This window comes from Novosphingobium sp. ERW19 (genome assembly GCF_012641315.1).
Lineage (GTDB): Bacteria > Pseudomonadota > Alphaproteobacteria > Sphingomonadales > Sphingomonadaceae > Novosphingobium.
Map to the genome: position 1 here is coordinate 163717 of NZ_JABAIC010000003.1, position 16927 is coordinate 180643.

Consider the following 16927-nt stretch of genomic DNA (forward strand, 5'->3'; position numbering starts at 1 on the left):
CGCTGGACATCCGCTCATGGACAATGCAGATATTTAAGTGACCGGTTAAATCCGGGTGCAAGCCCTTTTGGAGAGATGCGATGAGCGAGGCGGAAGTCCTTACAGAAGTCGATGGCAACGTGCTGATCGTCACGATCAACCGGCCCGATGCGAAGAACGCGATGAACAAGGCTGCGGCCGAGGGCATCTCGGCAGCGATGGATCGGCTGGATGCAGAGGCCGACCTGCGCTGCGCGATCCTCACCGGTGCGGGCGGCACGTTCTGTTCGGGCATGGACCTCAAAGGCTTCCTGCGCGGGGAATCGCCCTCGATACCGGGGCGCGGCTTTGGCGGGCTGTCGGAATGGACGCCAAAGAAGCCGATCATCGCGGCGGTTGATGGCTACGCCTTGGCGGGCGGCATGGAACTGGCGTTGTCGTGCGACCTGATCGTGGCGAGCGCTTCGTCCAAGTTCGGCATTCCCGAAGCCAAGCGCGGCCTTGCCGCTGCTGCCGGTGGCCTGATCAAGCTGCCGCGCCAGATCCCGCCGCGCATCGCGATGGAACTGGCGCTGACGGGGGACTTCATCACTGCCCAGCGCGCCTATGAACTCGGCTTCATCAACCAGATCGTCGAAGGTCCGTCGCTGGATGCGGCAAAGGCCCTGGCCGCGAAGGTCGCCGAGAACGGACCGCTGGCGCTGATCGCGTCGAAAGGCATTATCCGCGATTCGCACGAATGGACGGAGGCGGAAATGTGGCAGAAGCAGCAGGCCTACATCGCGCCGGTGTTCACTTCGAGCGATGCCCGCGAAGGTGCCGCCGCATTTGCCGAAAAGCGCAAGCCGAACTGGCAGGGCAAGTAAGACCGACAGGGCGGGGGCGCTGGTCGCTCCCGCCATTTTGGTCCGCAGCGATCAACAAAAAACCCCGCCATTGGCGGGGTTTCTTATGCGATGGTGGGCGTAGCAAGGATTGAACTTGCGACCCCTACGATGTCAACATAGTGCTCTACCACTGAGCTATACGCCCGCACCATCTGCTTGTCCCTGGGCTGGCGGCGAACCGCTGATCGCGTCGGGAAGCGCGCCATTAGCCCCCGTCCCGATTCATGGCAAGGGGGAAATTTGCAGCCGGGCTTCAGCGGCTCCCGGCGAACTGCGCATCCTCGAACACGCGCTCGACTTCGAGCACCAGATCCTTGAGGTGGAACGGCTTAGACAGGACCCGGGCCTGAGGTGCTTCGCGATTTGCCTTGAGCGTCACCGCGGCAAAGCCGGTGATGAACATGACCTTGGTAGCAGGGCTGATCTCGCTGCACCGCTGCGCCAGTTCGATTCCGTCCATTTCCGGCATGACGATATCCGACAGGAGAAGGTCGAAGTGCTCGCTTTCGAGCAGGGGGATCGCAGCGGTGCCACGGTCCACGGCCGTCACGGCGTAACCTGCGTTTTCGAGCGCGCGGGTAAGGTAAGTGCGCATCGCCTCTTCGTCTTCGGCGAGCAGGATCCGGATCATGGCGAACCTGTTGTTTATAGTGGGGCTTCAGTTCGATGGCTTATAACGCAGATGGAGTTAACAATCTCCCGTCCGAAGCTTCGCGCAAACCGCTTTTTCCCCACCGTCCTGGAAGTGGAGCAATCGTTCTTGGACCTTGCTTTGACTTGCGTGCGAATCGGTTGCACCTTTGCGTGATGCAGCATGAGGGTGAGCACCAGGGCGATTCGGCTTCGGTCCATGGCGGGTCGGTGCCGGGCAATCCCGGTGTGCCGGCCTATAGCCTGACGACTATCGATCCTTCGCCGATCCCGGTGGTCATTGCCGTGCCGCATGCAGGAAGGGCCTATGCCAAGTCGCTGCTTGACCGGATGCGTCATCCCGCATTTGCGGCGCCTCGGCTTGAGGATCGCTACGCGGATCTGCTCGGGCAGGCGGTCTCCCGCCAGACCGGTGCGGCACTGCTCGTCGCCCATGCACCCCGGGCCATGCTCGACCTCAACCGCGCCAGCGACGATGTCGACTGGGAGATGGTCGGCGGTCCGCCGGCAGATGCTTCGGCAGCGCCCAGCGGTTTCGGCAGGCGCGCCCGCAGCGGGCTTGGGCTGGTGCCGCGTCGTCTGCCGGGCCTGGGAGAGCTGTGGAAGCGCAGGCTTGATCATAGCGAGCTGGCAGAGCGGATTGCCGCGGTGCACCAGCCCTATCACACAGCGCTCGCCACCACGCTCGAGACAATCCGTGACCGTTGGGGCGCTGCCCTGCTGATCGATCTTCATTCGATGCCGCCGCTGGCGGCGCGTTCGCCCGGAGAGCGCGCGCCGGAATTCGTCGTTGGCGATCGCTTCGGCGCATCGTGCGACGGCGGCGTGGTGGCGTCTGCATTCGGCTTCTTCACCGAAGCGGCACGACGGGTATCGCACAACCGGCCATATGCCGGGGGTTATGTGCTGGAGCGGCACGCACGGCGCGCCGAAGGGCTTCACTGCATGCAGCTCGAGATCGACCGCACCTGTTATCTCGATGCACGAATGGCCGAACCCGGCCCCGGCTTCGATGCCACGATCGAATTGCTGGTGGGCCTGGTGCGCCGACTCGCAGTCGACGTGGCCGACCTTGGTCGTGCGTCCGACCGCGGCCGCTGGCGCACTGCTGCCGAGTAGACTGCGCCCGAATTAGCCGAAGCGCGTCGGCCAGAGTGGCCAAGCTCATGTAACCCAAGAAAAAACCACCTGGAGCAAGCTCCAGGTGGCCAAGGTTCAGGGAGGAGGTGCACGTGAGTGCACCAGTTACGCTGGGCCATGAGGGGAGCCGCAACGCAACAATCACAAGATAGGTGAGGGGCATTGACCCTGCAAGGGCTTTCGAGGGATTTTTGCAACACCCCAAGAAAAAACGCGATGAACCGAGTGGCTCACCGCGCTTTTCTGTTGACCTGTGGCTTGATTACTCAAGCCTCATGTCAAATCGTGTCTGGCTTACTCGGCCGGAACCTGGATCGCCGGGATCGGTCCCTTGCCCAGCTGAACCTGGGCGCCGAAGATCTGGCTGATCAGTTCGAGCGAGAACAGGTGCGCATAGAGCAGGGGCAGCAGGCCGCTCTGTGCCCAGCCCCGCAGCACGTCACCGCGCACGTCACGCAGCTTTTCCTGATTTACCATCTGGAAGCCGCGATAGATGAAGGGCTGTTCGTTGCCCTGCTGCTGGATGGCCACTTCGCCTTCCATGAGCAGGTCATTCTTCTTCAGCTCGTCGATGAAGGCCTGCGTGCGCTGGCCTGCCTGTTCGAACTGTTCGCAGAAGCCGAGTGCGGCCTGCGTCGCTTCCGAAGGCTGGCCGTCGGTGAAGAGCTCCTGCCCTTCCACCGAATCGCCAAGCAGGCCGGCAGAAGGATCGAAGCACAGCGAAAGTTCTTCGCTGTTCGGGTTCAGCTTGGCCAGCAGGAACGGATAGCGGCGGACGTAAGCCGGAATGTAGATCGGCTGGGTGACCTTGCCTTCTTCGTCGACAAAGACGTTCACGCCTTCGTTGAGGCCCATCAGCGCCAGCGGAACCGGATTGTCACCCGATGCAAAGATGATCGGATAATGGCGCGCAGCCTGCGGAAACTCCTCAGCCGTCAGGGGGATGGCATGCTGTCCGATCAGCCAGGGCGCTGCATCCGCGTTCTTGGCCTTCCACGTTGCATGGTCCCGGCTGTTGAGCGGCATCAGGTCGTTGTAGAACATCGGCAGGTTCGCTTGCGGCGCGCTGGCCATTTTGCATCTCTCCAAGAATCAAAACATTCGCGCGGGCAAAATTCACTCTGGCCGCGGCTTAGCGGGAACGCCGGTTCTTAGGGGCTGCCAGAAGGCCGCGCAAGCCGCGTCAGACAAGCTTTCCGGGGTTTAGCAGGCCATGCGGGTCAAGCGCCTGCTTGATTGCGCGCATCGTGCCCAGCATCGCTGGATCGGCGAGGCGCGCCAGTTCGTCGCGCTTCAGCCTGCCGATGCCGTGTTCTGCCGAGATCGAGCCGCCCCACGCCGCCACCATGTCGTGGACTTGCGCGCTGATGGCCTTGCCGTCGCCCGCTTCCCACGAGGCCCGATCGCTGCCCGACGGGGCGATCACGTGGAAGTGGACGTTGCCGTCGCCGAGATGCCCGAAGCAGACCGCGCGAGTGCCGGGCCAGTCGGCTTCGAGCCGCGGGACGGCGGCCTCGACAAAGGCAGGCATCTTTTCGACCGGCACGGAAATGTCGTGCTGCATCGCCGGGCCAAGCGCCCGTTCGGCGGGCGAGATGGTCTCACGGATCAGCCACATGCGCTCGGCCTGGTCTTCGCTGGCGGCGATCGTGGCATCGGCGATGAGATCGCGTTCGAATGCCGTGGCGAGGATGCGCTCGGCCAGTTCGGGCAACCTTGCGGCAGTGCCCTCGTCGCCTGCGACCAGTTCGATCAGGGCGTGCCAGGCATGAGGTTCCGCCAGTGGCGCGCGCGTGCCGGGAGTATAGGCCTGAACCGCCTCCAGGCTGTGCTGGGGCAGGACCTCGAAGCCTTCCAGCAGCCCCGGCGCCATGTCCTCGGCCAGAAGCAGGAGGCTGCGCGCGTCGTGCAGCGAGGCCGTGCCTGCCCACATCACCGTCCTGCCGGCAATTGCCGGAGCGAGCCGCAAGGTCGCAGCCGTGACGATGCCCAGCGTTCCTTCCGAACCGATCAGCACCTGCTTGAGATCGAAACCCCGGTTGTCCTTCTTGAGCGGGGTCAACAGGTCGAGCACGCTGCCATCGGCCATGACGGCTTCGACCCCCAGCACCAGCGCCCGCATCGAGCCATGGCGCAGGACTTGCGTGCCGCCGGCGTTGGTCGAGACGAGGCCGCCGATCGTGGCGGAGCCCTTGCCGCCAAGCGTCAGCGGGAAGCGCAGGCCTTCTTTCTCCGCCGCTTCGTGCAGGACCTGGAGAATGACGCCCGCCTCGCACGTGGCAGAACGCGCCGCGGCATCGAGCGCGGTGATCCGGTTCATGCGGCGCAAGGAGAGTATGATCTCGGCGCCACTCTCGAACGGTGTGGCGCCGCCCGACATGCCGCTGTTGCCGCCTTGCGGCACAATCGGCACGCCATGCCTGGCGCAGAGCTTGACGAGGGCGGCGACCTCGGCGGTATTGGCTGGCGAGGCGATTGCCCGCGCCGCGCCGGTATAGCGGCCGCGCCAATCGGTCAGCCAGGGTGCCATGTCGTCAGGGTCGGTGGTCAACCCCTTTGGCCCGAGCAGGCGGGCCGCTTCTGCCAGAAACGTATCGCTCATTGGCGCATCGGCTATTGCGACCCTGCGGCAAGGGCAATTCATTTTTCATTGCTGGCAGGTTAAGCAACGGTTCAACCCCGCAGGCTAGGGGTGTGAGGAGCGGATCGGGCGGGGTCAGGGCCGCTGGGCCGTTGAGGGGACTTCAAGAGTTTTAACATCGAAATGCCCAGTGTATTCAATCTCTTGGCCTCATTGGGCATGCTGCTGGCCGTACCGGTTGGTGCACCTGTGGTGGTCGATGACAGCGATGCGCAATGGGCGACTGCCACCATTCCTGCAGGATCGCCCCTGATCGACGATGATTTCAGATCAGGCGCATTGAACAGCTTCATTGCCGACGGCTTGGGCGACCAGTCGTGGAATCAGGTGCGCATCGAACAGCGCATGATCATTCGTATTGCGCCGCGCCTGCCCGGCCAGATGTACACGCCCATGCCGGCCGCGCCACAACCGCCGCGTTTCTATGAGCGCAAGACCAGCAAGTGCCTGCCGATCACCAGCATTGCCGGCGTGCAGATCGAATCGCAGGATCGCCTCCTGCTGGTCACGCGCGGGCGAAAGCTGATCGGTGCCAGTCTCGACAAATCCTGCCGCGCCCGCGATTTCTATTCGGGCTTTTATGTCGAACGGAACGAGGATGGGCAGCTCTGCGCTGGCCGGGATACGATCCATTCGCGGGCCGGAGCGAACTGTGCGATTACCAAGATGCGCGAACTCGTACTGGAAGATGACTGACGGTCCCGTCTCGTCGCGGAATTCTTGACTTTTCGGGCCATATCGTCTTAGCGCGCTGTCAGTGCTGGCGGCATTTTGCGATGCAGGCTGTCCAGCGGGCACAATTGCGTTCGTGCCGTCTCTAGTTCTCGGAAAATTGCCTGCATGAAGTTTGCCGATCTCGGCCTCTCGGATGAATTGCTCCAGTCGGTGCTCGACGCCGGCTATGATGAGCCCACTCCGATCCAGGCGCAGGCAATTCCCGCTGTCCTGATGATGAAGGACATCATCGGCATTGCCCAGACCGGCACCGGCAAGACGGCCGGGTTCGTGCTGCCGATGATCGACATTCTCGCCCACGGCCGCCGCCGCGCGCTGATGCCGCGCTCGCTGATTCTCGAACCGACGCGCGAACTCGCCGCGCAGGTGGCCGAGAACTTCGAGAAGTACGGCAAGAATCACGATCTCAAGATGGCGCTGCTGATTGGTGGCGTGCAGATGGGTGATCAGGTCAAGGCGCTGCAGGACGGCGTCGACGTGCTGATCGCCACGCCCGGTCGCCTGATGGACCTGTTCGAGCGCGGCAAGATCCTGCTGACGGGCTGCGAGATGCTGGTGATCGACGAGGCGGACCGCATGCTCGACATGGGCTTCATTCCCGATATCGAGACGATCTGCTCGCGCCTGCCGACCACGCGCCAGACGCTGCTGTTTTCGGCAACGATGCCGCCGCCGATCAAGAAGCTGGCCGACAAGTTCCTGTCGAACCCCAAGTCGATCGAAGTGGCGCGCCCTGCCGCTACGAACACCAACATCGCCCAGTTCAAGGTCCGCTGCACCACGCGCCAGAAGCGCGAAGTGCTGCGCCAGCTGCTGCGGACCGACAACGTCACTACCGCGATCGTTTTCGCCAATCGCAAGACGACGGTGCGCGAACTGGCCAAGTCCTTGCAGCGCCACGGCTTTGCCGCCGGGGAAATCCACGGCGACATGGACCAGAGCGCGCGCAACGCCGAGTTGCAGAAGTTCAAGGACGGCGACATCTCGATCCTCTGCGCCTCGGACGTCGCCGCACGCGGGCTTGACGTGAAGGGCGTGAGCCACGTCTTCAACTTCGACACGCCCTGGCACCCCGACGACTATGTCCACCGCATCGGCCGCACCGGTCGCGGCGGGGCGACGGGCCGGGCGTTCACGCTGGTGGCGTCGGAAGATGCCGAGGCGATCGACAACGTCGAGAAGCTGCAGGGGACCAAGATCCCCGAGTTCAAGCTCGAGATCGCCGAGAAGGAAGAGCGCAAGCCCCGCGAAACCGAGCGCCGCGATGAAGAGCCCAAGCGCGAAAGCCGCCGCGAACGTCCCGCCCGCGAGGAACGCAAGCCGCGTGCGGAACGCGAACCGCGCGCAGAGGCCCGCCAGGACCGCGCCCCCCGCCGCGAACAACCCAGCTACCGCGACCACTCCGAACCGCCGTCGAAGCCGGGTGAGTGGAACGGACCGATTCCGGAATTTCTGGCGGTTTCGGCGCTTTAGCCCTCTCCCCTTCAGGGGAGAGGGTTGGGAGAGGGGCTGTTCTGCCCAAGCCCCGCTCAACTCCGGCTAGGCGGCAAGCCGCCAAGCCTGCGTATCTCTCCCCTGAAGGGGAGAGAGCAAGAGCACTCGGCGCAAAATAACAGCCCATTTCATCGTCGGCCCGGACTTGATCCGGGCCTTGGCTTTTCTCTTTGGGCGCTGCGCAGGAAGAACAGCCCAACCCCCTGTCAAGCACGGGGTGACGGCGGGGAGATCAGTGTAAGTTTGCGGGATGGTAGTGATTGAGTGTCACGCTGCGCGTTGCCCGCTTACCGGCGCCATGCGGCAATCCAGAACGTTGTTACCGCGCTGCAAAACACAATAAAAAAGCCGAGCGGCGGTATGAAGATAGCATCGGCCGTGAATGCCCCGTAACAAGGATTGTCAGGAAGTAGCGCGTTCGCCGTGAAGAACGCAGCTATTGCGAAGACTATCGGCACTAAACAACCGGCAGAGAAATTCAAACCCGCTGGAACGGAGGGACTTTTGAACTTTCTTTGCACGGCAACCCAACTGGCGTAGCCTATGCATCCTCCGATCAGAGAGAAAAGCGCGGCAAGCCCCAGCCATAACCCAACTGACACGGTGCACAAGTCGATCGCCATCCGTAAAGCCATAGGCTGCGCATTGGCGTTTGTCAGCTTCTAAGCGAATCCGGTCGCCCAGCAACAGCGAACGACAAAGCCAACGCCCTCAAGCCACCTTAACAAAGCTATCAATCACCCGCTTCCGCCCTGCGCTCTCGAAATCAATCTCCAGCTTGTTGCCTTCCTGCTCGGCCACGGTGCCATATCCGAACTTCTCGTGGAAGACGCGCGCGCCCACGGCGATGTCGCCGCGGGGTTTGGCGGCGAAGCTGGCAGCGCTGCGGGTGGGTTCGGCGATGCGGCGGGGGGCGGGGTTGAAGGTCTGGGCTGCGGCGCGTTGCCAACCGGGGCCGCGTGAGGCGGCGCGGTTGGCGTTGGCCTGTGCGACGTGGGCGAAGGGATCTTCGCGCTCGCTCCAGTTGGCGCGCCACATCGATGCGCCGCCCGAGAGGGTGGTTTCCTCCTCGATATGCTCGGCGGGCAGTTCGCCGATGAAGCGCGAGGGGATCGAGCTGGTCCACTGGCCGTAGATCTGGCGATTGGCGGCGTGGAGGATGGTGCAGCGCCGCCGGGCGCGAGTGATCGCCACGTAGGCGAGGCGGCGTTCCTCCTCCAGCGATGCAAGCCCGCCTTCATCGAGCGAGCGCTGCGAGGGGAACACGCCTTCTTCCCAGCCCGGCAGGAACACGTTGTCGAATTCCAGCCCCTTGGCGGCGTGGATGGTCATGATCGTGACCTTGTCCTCGTCGGCGGTGTTCTCGTTGTCCATCACCAGGCTGACGTGCTCGAGGAAGTCCCCCAGCGTCTCGTACTCTTCCATCGCGCGGGCGAGTTCGGTGAGGTTTTCGAGGCGTCCGGCGGCTTCAGCCGTCTTCTCGGCCTGCAGCGCGGCGGTGTAGCCGCTTTCGTCGAGGATCGTGCGAGCGAGTTCGGCGGGCACCAGTTGCTTGGCCGCATCGCGCCAGCGCGCGAAATCGCGCATCAGGGCGGCGAGCGTGTTGCGCGCGCGGGCTGGCAGCTCGTCGGTATCGAGGATCTCCACCGCCGCCAGCGAGAGGGGGATGCCGCGCGCGCGGGCATGGCGGTGGAGCTTTTCCAGCGTCTTGTCGCCAAGGCCGCGCTTGGGGGTGTTGTAGATCCGTTCGAACGCAAGGTCGTCCTGCGGGCTGGCAATCTGGCGCAGATACGCCAGCGCGTCACGGATTTCGGCGCGTTCGTAGAAGCGGAAACCGCCGACGATGCGGTAGCCGAGGCCGATCTGGATGAAGCGGTCTTCGATGGTGCGCGTCTGGAACTGCGCGCGCACGAGGATGGCGACGCGATCGAGCGGCGCGCCCTCGCGCTCAAGCCGTTCGATGTCCTCGCCGATCCGCCGCGCTTCTTCCGGCGCGTCCCACACGCCGATCACGCGCACCTTGTCGCCGCCATCAACCTCGGTCCACAGCGTCTTACCGAGGCGTTCGGAGTTTTCTGCAATCAGCCCCGATGCCGCACCGAGGATATGCGGGGTGGAGCGGTAGTTCTGTTCGAGGCGGATCACCTTCGCGCCCGGAAAATCCTTTTCGAACCGCAGGATATTGGCGACTTCCGCGCCGCGCCACGAATAGATCGACTGGTCGTCGTCCCCCACCACGCAGATGTTCTTGCGGTTCTGGGCAAGCAGGCGCAGCCACAGGTACTGCACGGCGTTGGTGTCCTGATATTCGTCCACCATCACGTACTTGAAGCGCTGCTGCCATGATTCCAGCACGTCCCGTTCGCGCCGGAAGATATTGAGCATGTGCATCAACAGGTCGCCGAAGTCGCAGGCGTTCAGTTCGCGCAGGCGGTTCTGGTAGAGAGCGTAGAAGCGCTGGCCCTTGCCGTTGGCATAGGCCTCGTTCTCCAGCGCATCGAGATCGCCGGGATTGAGGCCGCGGTTCTTCCACTTGTCGATCAGCCCGGCGAGCTGCTTGGCCGGCCAGCGCTTGTCGTCAACGCCTTCGGCCACGATCAGCTGCTTGAGCAGGCGCAACTGGTCGTCGGTGTCGATGATCGTGAAGTTGCTCTGCAGGCCGACAAGTTCGGCATGGCGGCGCAGCATCTTGGCGGCGATCGAATGGAACGTGCCGAGCCACGGCATCCCTTCCACCGCCGGGCCGATCAGGTTGCCCACGCGCTCGCGCATCTCGCGCGCGGCCTTGTTGGTGAAGGTGACGCAGAGGATCTCGCTCGGCCAGGCGAGCCGCTGGCGCAGCAGATTGGCGAGGCGCGCGGTGAGCGCGGCGGTCTTGCCCGTGCCCGCGCCCGCCAGCATCAGCACCGGCCCTTCGGTCGTTGTCACCGCCTCGCGCTGGGGCGGGTTCAGGCCATCGAGCCACGCTTCGGCATTGCCGGGATTCACAGGTTGGGGGGAAGACATAGGCGAACAGATAGGGACCAAACGCTGTCGCGGCAATCGCTAACCGCCCATTCTGCGCATGTTCGCTTCGTCTTGAATCCGGGCGCAGCCGTCGCAGCGCCGGGAACCGGGCCAGCGGGGCAGGGCTTGGCCTCAAGACTTCGGGTACAAAGACAAAATCAGGAGAATTCCATGCGAAATCTTTTTGCCGCAAGCGCGCTTGCTCTTGCCATCGCTTCGAGTCCCACGTTCGTGGCGGCCCAGTCGACTTCCACGACCGCCACGGCAACCACATCGGACACCACCGCTGCCACCACGGTGACCGGCACCTTCTCGCCCACGCCTGACCAGCAGCTTCAGATCGACGCCTGGGCCGCCGAGCAAAAGACCAAGTACGCAGCATGGCCGTCCACCTATCAGGAATACTTCTGGAGCCTCGACACTGATCAGCAGAAGGGCTGGTGGGCTCTGACCGACGAGCAGAAGGCGCAGATATACGCCATGACGCCGGAGCAGCGCACGCAAGTCTGGCCCTCGATCGTGGCGCAGGTTTCAGGGAACGCCGTGCCATCATCCGGTGCTACGCCCGCCCAGCCCAATCCCGGCATGGGTACGGGGGCAACGCCAGCTACGCCGGCAGAGCCCGCAACCCCTCCCTCAGGCGGGATGAGCGCCAGCACGCCCGGCAACATGACCCCGCCGCCCGCCTCGGCCATGAACAAGAAGTATCCGGTCTGCAGCAAGACCGTCACCGACAGCTGCCGCAATCGCGGCGGTATCTGAACGCTTCCCACGATCGTCGCGTGAAAGGGGTGCCGGGTTGCCGGCGCCCCTTTTCGCTTGTGGTGTTGACCCGGCAGGCTTGAGACGGAACAACGCGCGCCGCGAACGAGGGGAGAAGCGCGCCGATGAATCCGATTCGACAGCAGGGTCGCGTGCTGACTGCCAGCCTCGTTGGCACGGCGGTGGAGTTCTACGACTTCTACATCTACGCAACAGCGGCCGCGCTCGTCATTGGGCCATTGTTTTTCCCCACAGAATCAGAGGCAGCGCAGACGTTGCTGTCTTTCATGACCTTCGGCCTTGCGTTCTTTGCACGGCCCGTGGGCGCGATTGCGTTCGGTCACTTCGGCGACCGGATCGGGCGCAAGTCGACGTTGGTCGCCTCGCTGATGCTGATGGGCGGATCCACCTTCCTGATCGCCTTCCTGCCGACGTACGCCATGGTCGGCTGGGTCGCGCCCGCGTTGCTTTGCCTGCTGCGCTTTGGACAGGGCTTCGGCCTCGGCGGAGAGTGGGGCGGAGCGTCGCTGCTCGCCGTGGAGAATGCGCCGAAGGGTTGGGAAGCTCGCTTCGGCAGTGCGCCGCAACTGGGTGCGCCGCTGGGTTTCCTTTGTGCCAATGGGCTGTTTCTGCTGCTCGGCAAGGGGCTTTCCGATGCCGACTTCGCCGCCTGGGGCTGGCGCGTGCCGTTCCTGGCAAGCGCGCTGCTGGTCGGCCTCGGGCTGTGGGTGCGGTTGAAGATCGGCGAAACGCCCGCGTTCAAGGAAGCGCTCGAGAAGGCCGAGCCACCCAAGGTACCGGTCGGCCTGCTGTTCCGCAATCATCTCGGCGCCGTGCTGGCCGGGATCGCGGGCGTCGTTGCGTGCTTTGCGATCTTCTATCTGGCGACGACTTTCGCGCTGTCCTTCGCCACGACCAAACTCGGCTACGCCAAGCAGGAGTTTCTCGGCATCCAGCTTGGCGCCAACACCTTCCTTGCGCTCGGCATTCTGGTTGCCGGGTACTGGGCCGACAAGGCCTCGGCACGGCTCGTCCTTGGCACTGGCGCGGCGCTCACGATCATCGTGGGCATGGTGTTCGGCACCGGCCTTGGCTCGGCCTCGCTGCCGGTGGTGTTTGCAACACTGGCCAGCGCGCTGTTCGTCATGGGGCTGGCCTACGGCCCGCTCGGCGCCTGGCTGCCGACGCTCTACCCGGTCGAAGTCCGCTACACCGGCATTTCGGTGGCGTTCAACATGGGCGGCATCATCGGCGGTGCGCTCGCCCCGTTCGCAGCTGCATGGCTCGCCGGGATCGGCGGCACGGCCTATGTCGGCCTGTTCCTGACGCTGGCAGGGGCCATGACGCTGGCGGGGGTGCAGTTCTCGCCGAAGCAGTCTGCCTAGGACTTCAACCGCATCAGCGTGATCAGCGCCTTGCCGACCTTCCGCTCGGCGTCGACCTCGCACACCCGCACGTCAGGCACTTCCTTGGCTGCGGTCTCAAGGCAAATCCACGTCGCCTCGCCGATCCAGCCAAGCCGGGTCAACCGGTCGATCGCGACGGCGCCCGCGCCGGTGCCATAGGGCGGGTCGAGCATGACGAGGTCGAGCGGCTGCTTTACCGGGCCGAGGCTGAGCACGGACGAGGCGCGCACGTCGCACTGCGGGGCGCAGCGCAGCGCTGCAATGTTGGCGCGGATTGTGCGAATGGCGCCGGCATCCTGCTCGACAAAGATTGCCGAAGCGGCCCCGCGCGACAGCGCTTCGAGGCCAAGCGCGCCCGATCCTGCGAACAGGTCGGCCACGGTCAGGTCCTCGAAGCTGCCAAGGCGGCTGGCGAGCATCGAGAATAGCGTCTCGCGCGTGCGGTCGGCGGTGGGTCGGGTGGTGTCCCCCTCGGGCGCGCGCAAAGGCCTGCCGCGCCATTCTCCGGCAATGATCCTCACTTTGGGATCCTCATTTCGTTTTCAGCGTCTTGCGGAAACGTTCGACCATGACCTGCGGGATCTCCTCGACCGAGCCGCGCTGCAGGTCGGCCAGTTCGAACGGGCCATAGCTGGTGCGCAACAGGCGCGAGACTTCGAGGCCAAGATGTTCCAGCACGCGGCGCACTTCGCGGTTCTTGCCCTCGGTCAGGGTCAATTCGATCCACTTGTTGCGATTGGCGCTGCGTTCGAGGTTGGCGTTGATCGGACCATAGCGGACGCCGTCGATCTCGATGCCCTCCATCAGTTCCTCGAGCCGCGCCTGCGTGATGTCGCCGAAGGTGCGGGCGCGGTAGGTGCGTGGAATGCCGGTTGAGGGCAGTTCCAGCGCGCGCTTCAATTCGCCATCGTTGGTCATCAGCAACAGACCCTCGGTGTTCACGTCGAGGCGGCCGACCGGCATGACGCGTGGGGCGTCCTTGGGCATGGCGTTGCGCAGGGCGGTGTAGATCGTCGGGCGGCCCGTAGGGTCACGCTCGGCAGTGATCAGGCCTGCGGGCTTGTGGAAGCGGAACAGGCGCGGGGCGGCAATCGGGCCAACCATCTTGCCGTCGACGCTCACGCCCTTGAGGCTGGTCAGCAGCGTGGCCGGCGTGGTGACGACCTCGTCACCGATCTTGACGCGGCCTTCCTCGATCATGCGTTCCACCTCGCGGCGGCTGGCAATGCCGGCGCGGGCGAGCAGCTTGGCAATCCGATCGCCCTCGCGCTCGGAGCCGTCGGCATTGGGCGCGCGCTTGGCGGGCACGACCGGTTGCGAGGTGCGCGGCGCACCGCTGCGCATCGAAAAAGGCTTCTTTTCGGTGGTACCGGGCCGAGGGCTGAACCGCTTCGGCCGATCGCCACCGTTTCTTGGGGGAAAAGTCATGGCGCAGCCCTTACGCGAGAACGCGCTATCCGTCACCCCGAGTCATCTACCTCTGGCGCGGTTGGATTTGGCCGCTAGGTTGCCAGCAACATTTGAGGGAGCGACTGCATAGATGAGCACCGAGGCCAGTGACCGGAACCTGTGGGACTCGGTGCGCCCCTATCTCGAGAAGGAATCGCTGGCCGCGTTCTTCCTCGGCATGTCCTCGGGCTTTCCCTATGCGATGATCGGGGCAACGCTGACGACCCGGTTGGCGCAGGACGGGATCGACAAAAAGACGGTGACGGCCTTCACGCTGGCGTTCCTTGTCTACAACCTCAAGATCTTCTGGGCCTGGTTGGTCGATGGCGTGCACCTGCCGCTGCTGGGGCGCTTGGGGCAACGCGTTTCGTGGATGCTGCTGGCGGGGTCGCTGGTCATGGCCGCGGTCGCCAATCTCGCGCTGGTCGATCCGAGCGCTGACCTTGGCGCCACGGTGCTGGCGGCAGTGCTGGTCGGCGTCGCGGGCGCGACGTTCGACATCGTGATCGACGCCTACCGCATCGAGACGCTGAAACCCTACCAGCTCGGCACCGGCTCGGGCATGAGCCAGTACGGCTGGCGCATCGGCTCGGCGGGTGCGGGCGCGCTGGCGCTGTTCATGGCCGCGCGTTCCGGCTGGAGCGCGGCCTATCTCGCCTGTGCACTGTTCGCCTTGCCGGCGATGCTGACTGCACTCTTCCTCGGCGAGCCTGAACGCCACCGTGAGCCGACCGCGCGCAAGGGCGTGGGCGAGGTGTTCGCGTCGATCATCGGCCCGTTCGGCGAGTTCTTCCGCCGCCACGGCGCATGGCTCGTGCTGCTGTTCATCCTTGTTCACAAGGTCGGCGATACGCTGGCGAACCTCACTTTCCGCCTGCTGTTCGATGACCTTGGCTTCACCAATGACGAGATCGCACTGTGGGACGTTGGCGTCGGCTTCTGGGCCTACCTGATCGGCGTGTTCATCGGTGGCGTGGCCTATGCGAAGATGGGGCTGAAGCGCTCGGTCCTGCTGGCGCTGGTGCTGATGGCGGTGTCGAACCTGTCGTTCGCGGCGCTGGCTGCGGCGGGACATTCCAACTTGGGCATGGCGGGCGCGATCGGGTTTGAGAACATCGCTTCGGGCTATGGCGGTGTCGTGGTCGTCGCCTACTTCTCGGCGCTGTGCGACTTGCGCTACACGGCGGCGCAATATGCCCTGATTTCGGCTGCTGCGAGCATCGTTGGCCGCTTCGCCACGGGCACCACAGCCGGTGCGCTGATCGAGAGCATGGGCTACGTGAACTTCTACCTGCTCACCACCGTGCTGGCGCTGCCGGGCATCGCGCTGTTCTGGTGGATGAGCCGCAGCGGCCTTGTCGATGCGGCGATGGGCACGGCGGGGGAGGAAGAGGGCTAGTCCGGCACTTCCTCGTTCAACCGCAGCACTTCGCCCGCGAGATAGAGCGAGCCGACGATCAGCACGTCGCCTTCTGCCGGGAGCGCCGCCAGCGCTTCGGGCACGGTGGCAAAGCTGCCGACCGGCAGGCTGGTAAACGGCGCAAAGTCCGCAGGCTTGTGCGCATCGTGCCCGGGAGCAGGGACGACCGAGATCGACAAGGCGCGGTCCGCCAGCGGACTGAGGATCGCCGACGGGTCCTTGTTGGCCAGCATGCCCATGATCAGGTGCACCGGCGGCTGGCCTTCGAGGTGGCGCGCGATGGCACGCCCGGCATCGGGATTGTGTCCACCGTCCAGCCAGACGGTGCGTCCGCCCGCAAGCGCGGTCAACGGACCCGCGCCGAGGCGCTGCAACCTCGCCGGCCAACGCGCATCGACGATGCCCTTGCCAAGCGCGCCCAGGCTGACACGTACCGCGTTCTGGTGCCGGATCATCGCCACGGCCAGTGCTGCGTTCTCTGCCTGATGCGTGCCGGGCAGCGCGGGCAGGGGCAGCGGCAACTGGCCGTGCGCATCGCGATAGAGGATGGAGCCGGCAATCTCGGCCTCCCAATCCCGCCCGCGCATGACCAGCGGCGCACCGATCCGCGCCGCCGTCTCGGCCACCGAATCGGCGGCAACCTGCGGATAGGCCATCGTCACCAGCGGCACGCCAGGCTTGGCGATGCTCGCCTTCTCGAACGCGATCCGGGCTAGCGGGTCAGTTGGCACGCCGTCTTCGGGTGCAAGCAGGAACGCTTCGTGGTCAAAGCCCAGCGTCGCAATCCCGCATACCGCAGCCGTCGGCATGACGTTGGTGGCATCGAGCCTGCCGCCCAGCCCGGTTTCGATCACGCAGGCATCGGCGGGTGTTCGCGCATAAGCGAGGAAGGTGGCGACCGTCGTCACCTCGAAGAAGCTCGGTTCCAGCCCTTCGCCCGCGTCCAGCACTTCCTTGAGCAGCGCCGCGAGCAGGTCATCCTCGATCAGCTTTCCGGCGATGCGGATGCGCTCGTTATAGCGCACCAGATGCGGCTTGGTGGCGGAGTGGACCGTCAGCCCCTCGGCCTCGAGAATATGGCGCAGGTAGCTGCAGGTCGAACCCTTGCCGTTGGTCCCGGCAACATGGAACACGGGCGGCAGACGGTCCTGCGGATTGCCCAGTCGCGCGCAAAGTTCGCGCACGGTATCGAGCCCGAGCCGCCCCGATGGCAGCGACAGCGCGCCGAGGCGATCAAGCTGCGCCTGAACAGCCGGGTTCTCGGAGATCGCGAAGTCCTTCACGCGAAGCCCCTCCCGAAGGCGGGAGGGGTTTGGGGTGGGCAGAGGCAGGCGCGGGCTTTGAAACGGCCCACCCC

General features: G+C 64.7%; 15 protein-coding genes and 1 tRNA gene. 7 read left to right on the forward strand and 9 right to left on the reverse strand.

Annotated features, from left to right (window positions below; genetic code table 11):
• Window positions 1-80: 80 nt before the first annotated feature.
• Window positions 81-845: a crotonase/enoyl-CoA hydratase family protein gene (locus HGI46_RS06820; RefSeq protein ID WP_118073278.1), complete on the forward strand. Its 765-nt coding sequence runs from the start codon at window positions 81-83 to the stop codon at window positions 843-845.
• A gap of 91 nt (window positions 846-936) precedes the next feature.
• Here HGI46_RS06820 and HGI46_RS06825 read toward each other — a convergent pair.
• Both HGI46_RS06825 and HGI46_RS06830 read right to left on the reverse strand, forming a co-directional pair.
• Window positions 937-1011: transfer RNA gene (locus HGI46_RS06825), tRNA-Val, on the reverse strand.
• A gap of 108 nt (window positions 1012-1119) precedes the next feature.
• A complete protein-coding gene (locus tag HGI46_RS06830) occupies window positions 1120-1497 on the reverse strand; it encodes a response regulator (protein WP_118073279.1) in 378 nt (125 codons plus the stop codon).
• Window positions 1498-1673: 176 nt separating this feature from the next.
• Here HGI46_RS06830 and HGI46_RS06835 point away from each other — a divergent pair, with 176 nt between their 5' ends.
• Window positions 1674-2636 (forward strand): N-formylglutamate amidohydrolase, encoded by a 963-nt coding sequence (locus tag HGI46_RS06835; RefSeq protein ID WP_168903830.1) that lies wholly within the window; start codon window positions 1674-1676, stop codon window positions 2634-2636.
• A gap of 315 nt (window positions 2637-2951) precedes the next feature.
• Here HGI46_RS06835 and HGI46_RS06840 read toward each other — a convergent pair whose 3' ends face one another.
• Window positions 2952-3731, reverse strand: coding sequence for a SapC family protein (locus HGI46_RS06840; RefSeq protein WP_168903595.1), 780 nt, complete (start codon window positions 3729-3731; stop codon window positions 2952-2954).
• Window positions 3732-3840: 109 nt separating this feature from the next.
• Window positions 3841-5259, reverse strand: coding sequence for an FAD-binding oxidoreductase (locus HGI46_RS06845; RefSeq protein WP_168903596.1), 1419 nt, complete (start codon window positions 5257-5259; stop codon window positions 3841-3843).
• 198 nt (window positions 5260-5457) lie between these two features.
• On the opposite strand from HGI46_RS06845, the gene HGI46_RS06850 reads away from it, so the two are divergent.
• Both HGI46_RS06850 and HGI46_RS06855 read left to right on the forward strand, forming a co-directional pair.
• Window positions 5458-5994, forward strand: coding sequence for a hypothetical protein (locus HGI46_RS06850; protein WP_118073282.1), 537 nt, complete (start codon window positions 5458-5460; stop codon window positions 5992-5994).
• A gap of 144 nt (window positions 5995-6138) precedes the next feature.
• On the forward strand, window positions 6139-7506 hold the full coding sequence (locus HGI46_RS06855) for a DEAD/DEAH box helicase (protein WP_168903598.1): 1368 nt from the start codon (window positions 6139-6141) through the stop codon (window positions 7504-7506).
• A gap of 308 nt (window positions 7507-7814) precedes the next feature.
• Here HGI46_RS06855 and HGI46_RS06860 read toward each other — a convergent pair whose 3' ends face one another.
• Window positions 7815-8150: a hypothetical protein gene (locus tag HGI46_RS06860; RefSeq protein WP_168903599.1), complete on the reverse strand. Its 336-nt coding sequence runs from the start codon at window positions 8148-8150 to the stop codon at window positions 7815-7817.
• Window positions 8151-8238: 88 nt separating this feature from the next.
• Complete coding sequence (locus HGI46_RS06865; protein ID WP_168903600.1) at window positions 8239-10533, reverse strand: UvrD-helicase domain-containing protein; 2295 nt, start codon at window positions 10531-10533, stop codon at window positions 8239-8241.
• 171 nt (window positions 10534-10704) lie between these two features.
• Here HGI46_RS06865 and HGI46_RS06870 point away from each other — a divergent pair, with 171 nt between their 5' ends.
• Together HGI46_RS06870 and HGI46_RS06875 are read left to right on the forward strand one after the other, a co-directional pair.
• Window positions 10705-11295 (forward strand): hypothetical protein, encoded by a 591-nt coding sequence (locus HGI46_RS06870; protein ID WP_168903503.1) that lies wholly within the window; start codon window positions 10705-10707, stop codon window positions 11293-11295.
• Window positions 11296-11420: 125 nt separating this feature from the next.
• On the forward strand, window positions 11421-12680 hold the full coding sequence (locus HGI46_RS06875; protein WP_168903601.1) for an MFS transporter: 1260 nt from the start codon (window positions 11421-11423) through the stop codon (window positions 12678-12680).
• Here HGI46_RS06875 and rsmD read toward each other — a convergent pair.
• Both rsmD and HGI46_RS06885 read right to left on the reverse strand, forming a co-directional pair.
• On the reverse strand, window positions 12677-13222 hold the full coding sequence (gene rsmD / locus HGI46_RS06880) for a 16S rRNA (guanine(966)-N(2))-methyltransferase RsmD (RefSeq protein WP_039334304.1): 546 nt from the start codon (window positions 13220-13222) through the stop codon (window positions 12677-12679). The two genes, HGI46_RS06875 and rsmD, sit on opposite strands and share 4 nt — an antisense overlap.
• 10 nt (window positions 13223-13232) lie before the next feature.
• Entirely contained in the window at window positions 13233-14129 is an 897-nt protein-coding gene (locus HGI46_RS06885) for a pseudouridine synthase (protein WP_168903602.1), read from the reverse strand.
• Between the two features lie 112 nt (window positions 14130-14241).
• On the opposite strand from HGI46_RS06885, the gene HGI46_RS06890 reads away from it, so the two are divergent.
• On the forward strand, window positions 14242-15549 hold the full coding sequence (locus HGI46_RS06890) for an MFS transporter (protein ID WP_168903603.1): 1308 nt from the start codon (window positions 14242-14244) through the stop codon (window positions 15547-15549).
• Here the strand turns inward: HGI46_RS06890 and HGI46_RS06895 are convergent.
• Window positions 15546-16853: a folylpolyglutamate synthase/dihydrofolate synthase family protein gene (locus HGI46_RS06895; RefSeq protein ID WP_168903604.1), complete on the reverse strand. Its 1308-nt coding sequence runs from the start codon at window positions 16851-16853 to the stop codon at window positions 15546-15548. The genes HGI46_RS06890 and HGI46_RS06895 overlap by 4 nt on opposite strands.
• Window positions 16854-16927 lie beyond the last annotated feature (74 nt).

Coding starts and splice junctions, on each gene's coding strand:
- HGI46_RS06855 (WP_168903598.1), top strand. CDS start 6,139: ATGAAGTTTGCCGATCTCGGCCTCTCGGATGAATTGCTCCAGTCGGTG.
- HGI46_RS06890 (WP_168903603.1), top strand. CDS start 14,242: ATGAGCACCGAGGCCAGTGACCGGAACCTGTGGGACTCGGTGCGCCCC.
- HGI46_RS06885 (WP_168903602.1), bottom strand. CDS start 14,129: ATGACTTTTCCCCCAAGAAACGGTGGCGATCGGCCGAAGCGGTTCAGC.
- HGI46_RS06860 (WP_168903599.1), bottom strand. CDS start 8,150: ATGGCGATCGACTTGTGCACCGTGTCAGTTGGGTTATGGCTGGGGCTT.
- HGI46_RS06845 (WP_168903596.1), bottom strand. CDS start 5,259: ATGAGCGATACGTTTCTGGCAGAAGCGGCCCGCCTGCTCGGGCCAAAG.
- HGI46_RS06820 (WP_118073278.1), top strand. CDS start 81: ATGAGCGAGGCGGAAGTCCTTACAGAAGTCGATGGCAACGTGCTGATC.
- HGI46_RS06840 (WP_168903595.1), bottom strand. CDS start 3,731: ATGGCCAGCGCGCCGCAAGCGAACCTGCCGATGTTCTACAACGACCTG.
- HGI46_RS06875 (WP_168903601.1), top strand. CDS start 11,421: ATGAATCCGATTCGACAGCAGGGTCGCGTGCTGACTGCCAGCCTCGTT.
- HGI46_RS06830 (WP_118073279.1), bottom strand. CDS start 1,497: ATGATCCGGATCCTGCTCGCCGAAGACGAAGAGGCGATGCGCACTTAC.
- HGI46_RS06870 (WP_168903503.1), top strand. CDS start 10,705: ATGCGAAATCTTTTTGCCGCAAGCGCGCTTGCTCTTGCCATCGCTTCG.
- HGI46_RS06850 (WP_118073282.1), top strand. CDS start 5,458: ATGCTGCTGGCCGTACCGGTTGGTGCACCTGTGGTGGTCGATGACAGC.
- HGI46_RS06865 (WP_168903600.1), bottom strand. CDS start 10,533: ATGTCTTCCCCCCAACCTGTGAATCCCGGCAATGCCGAAGCGTGGCTC.
- HGI46_RS06835 (WP_168903830.1), top strand. CDS start 1,674: ATGCAGCATGAGGGTGAGCACCAGGGCGATTCGGCTTCGGTCCATGGC.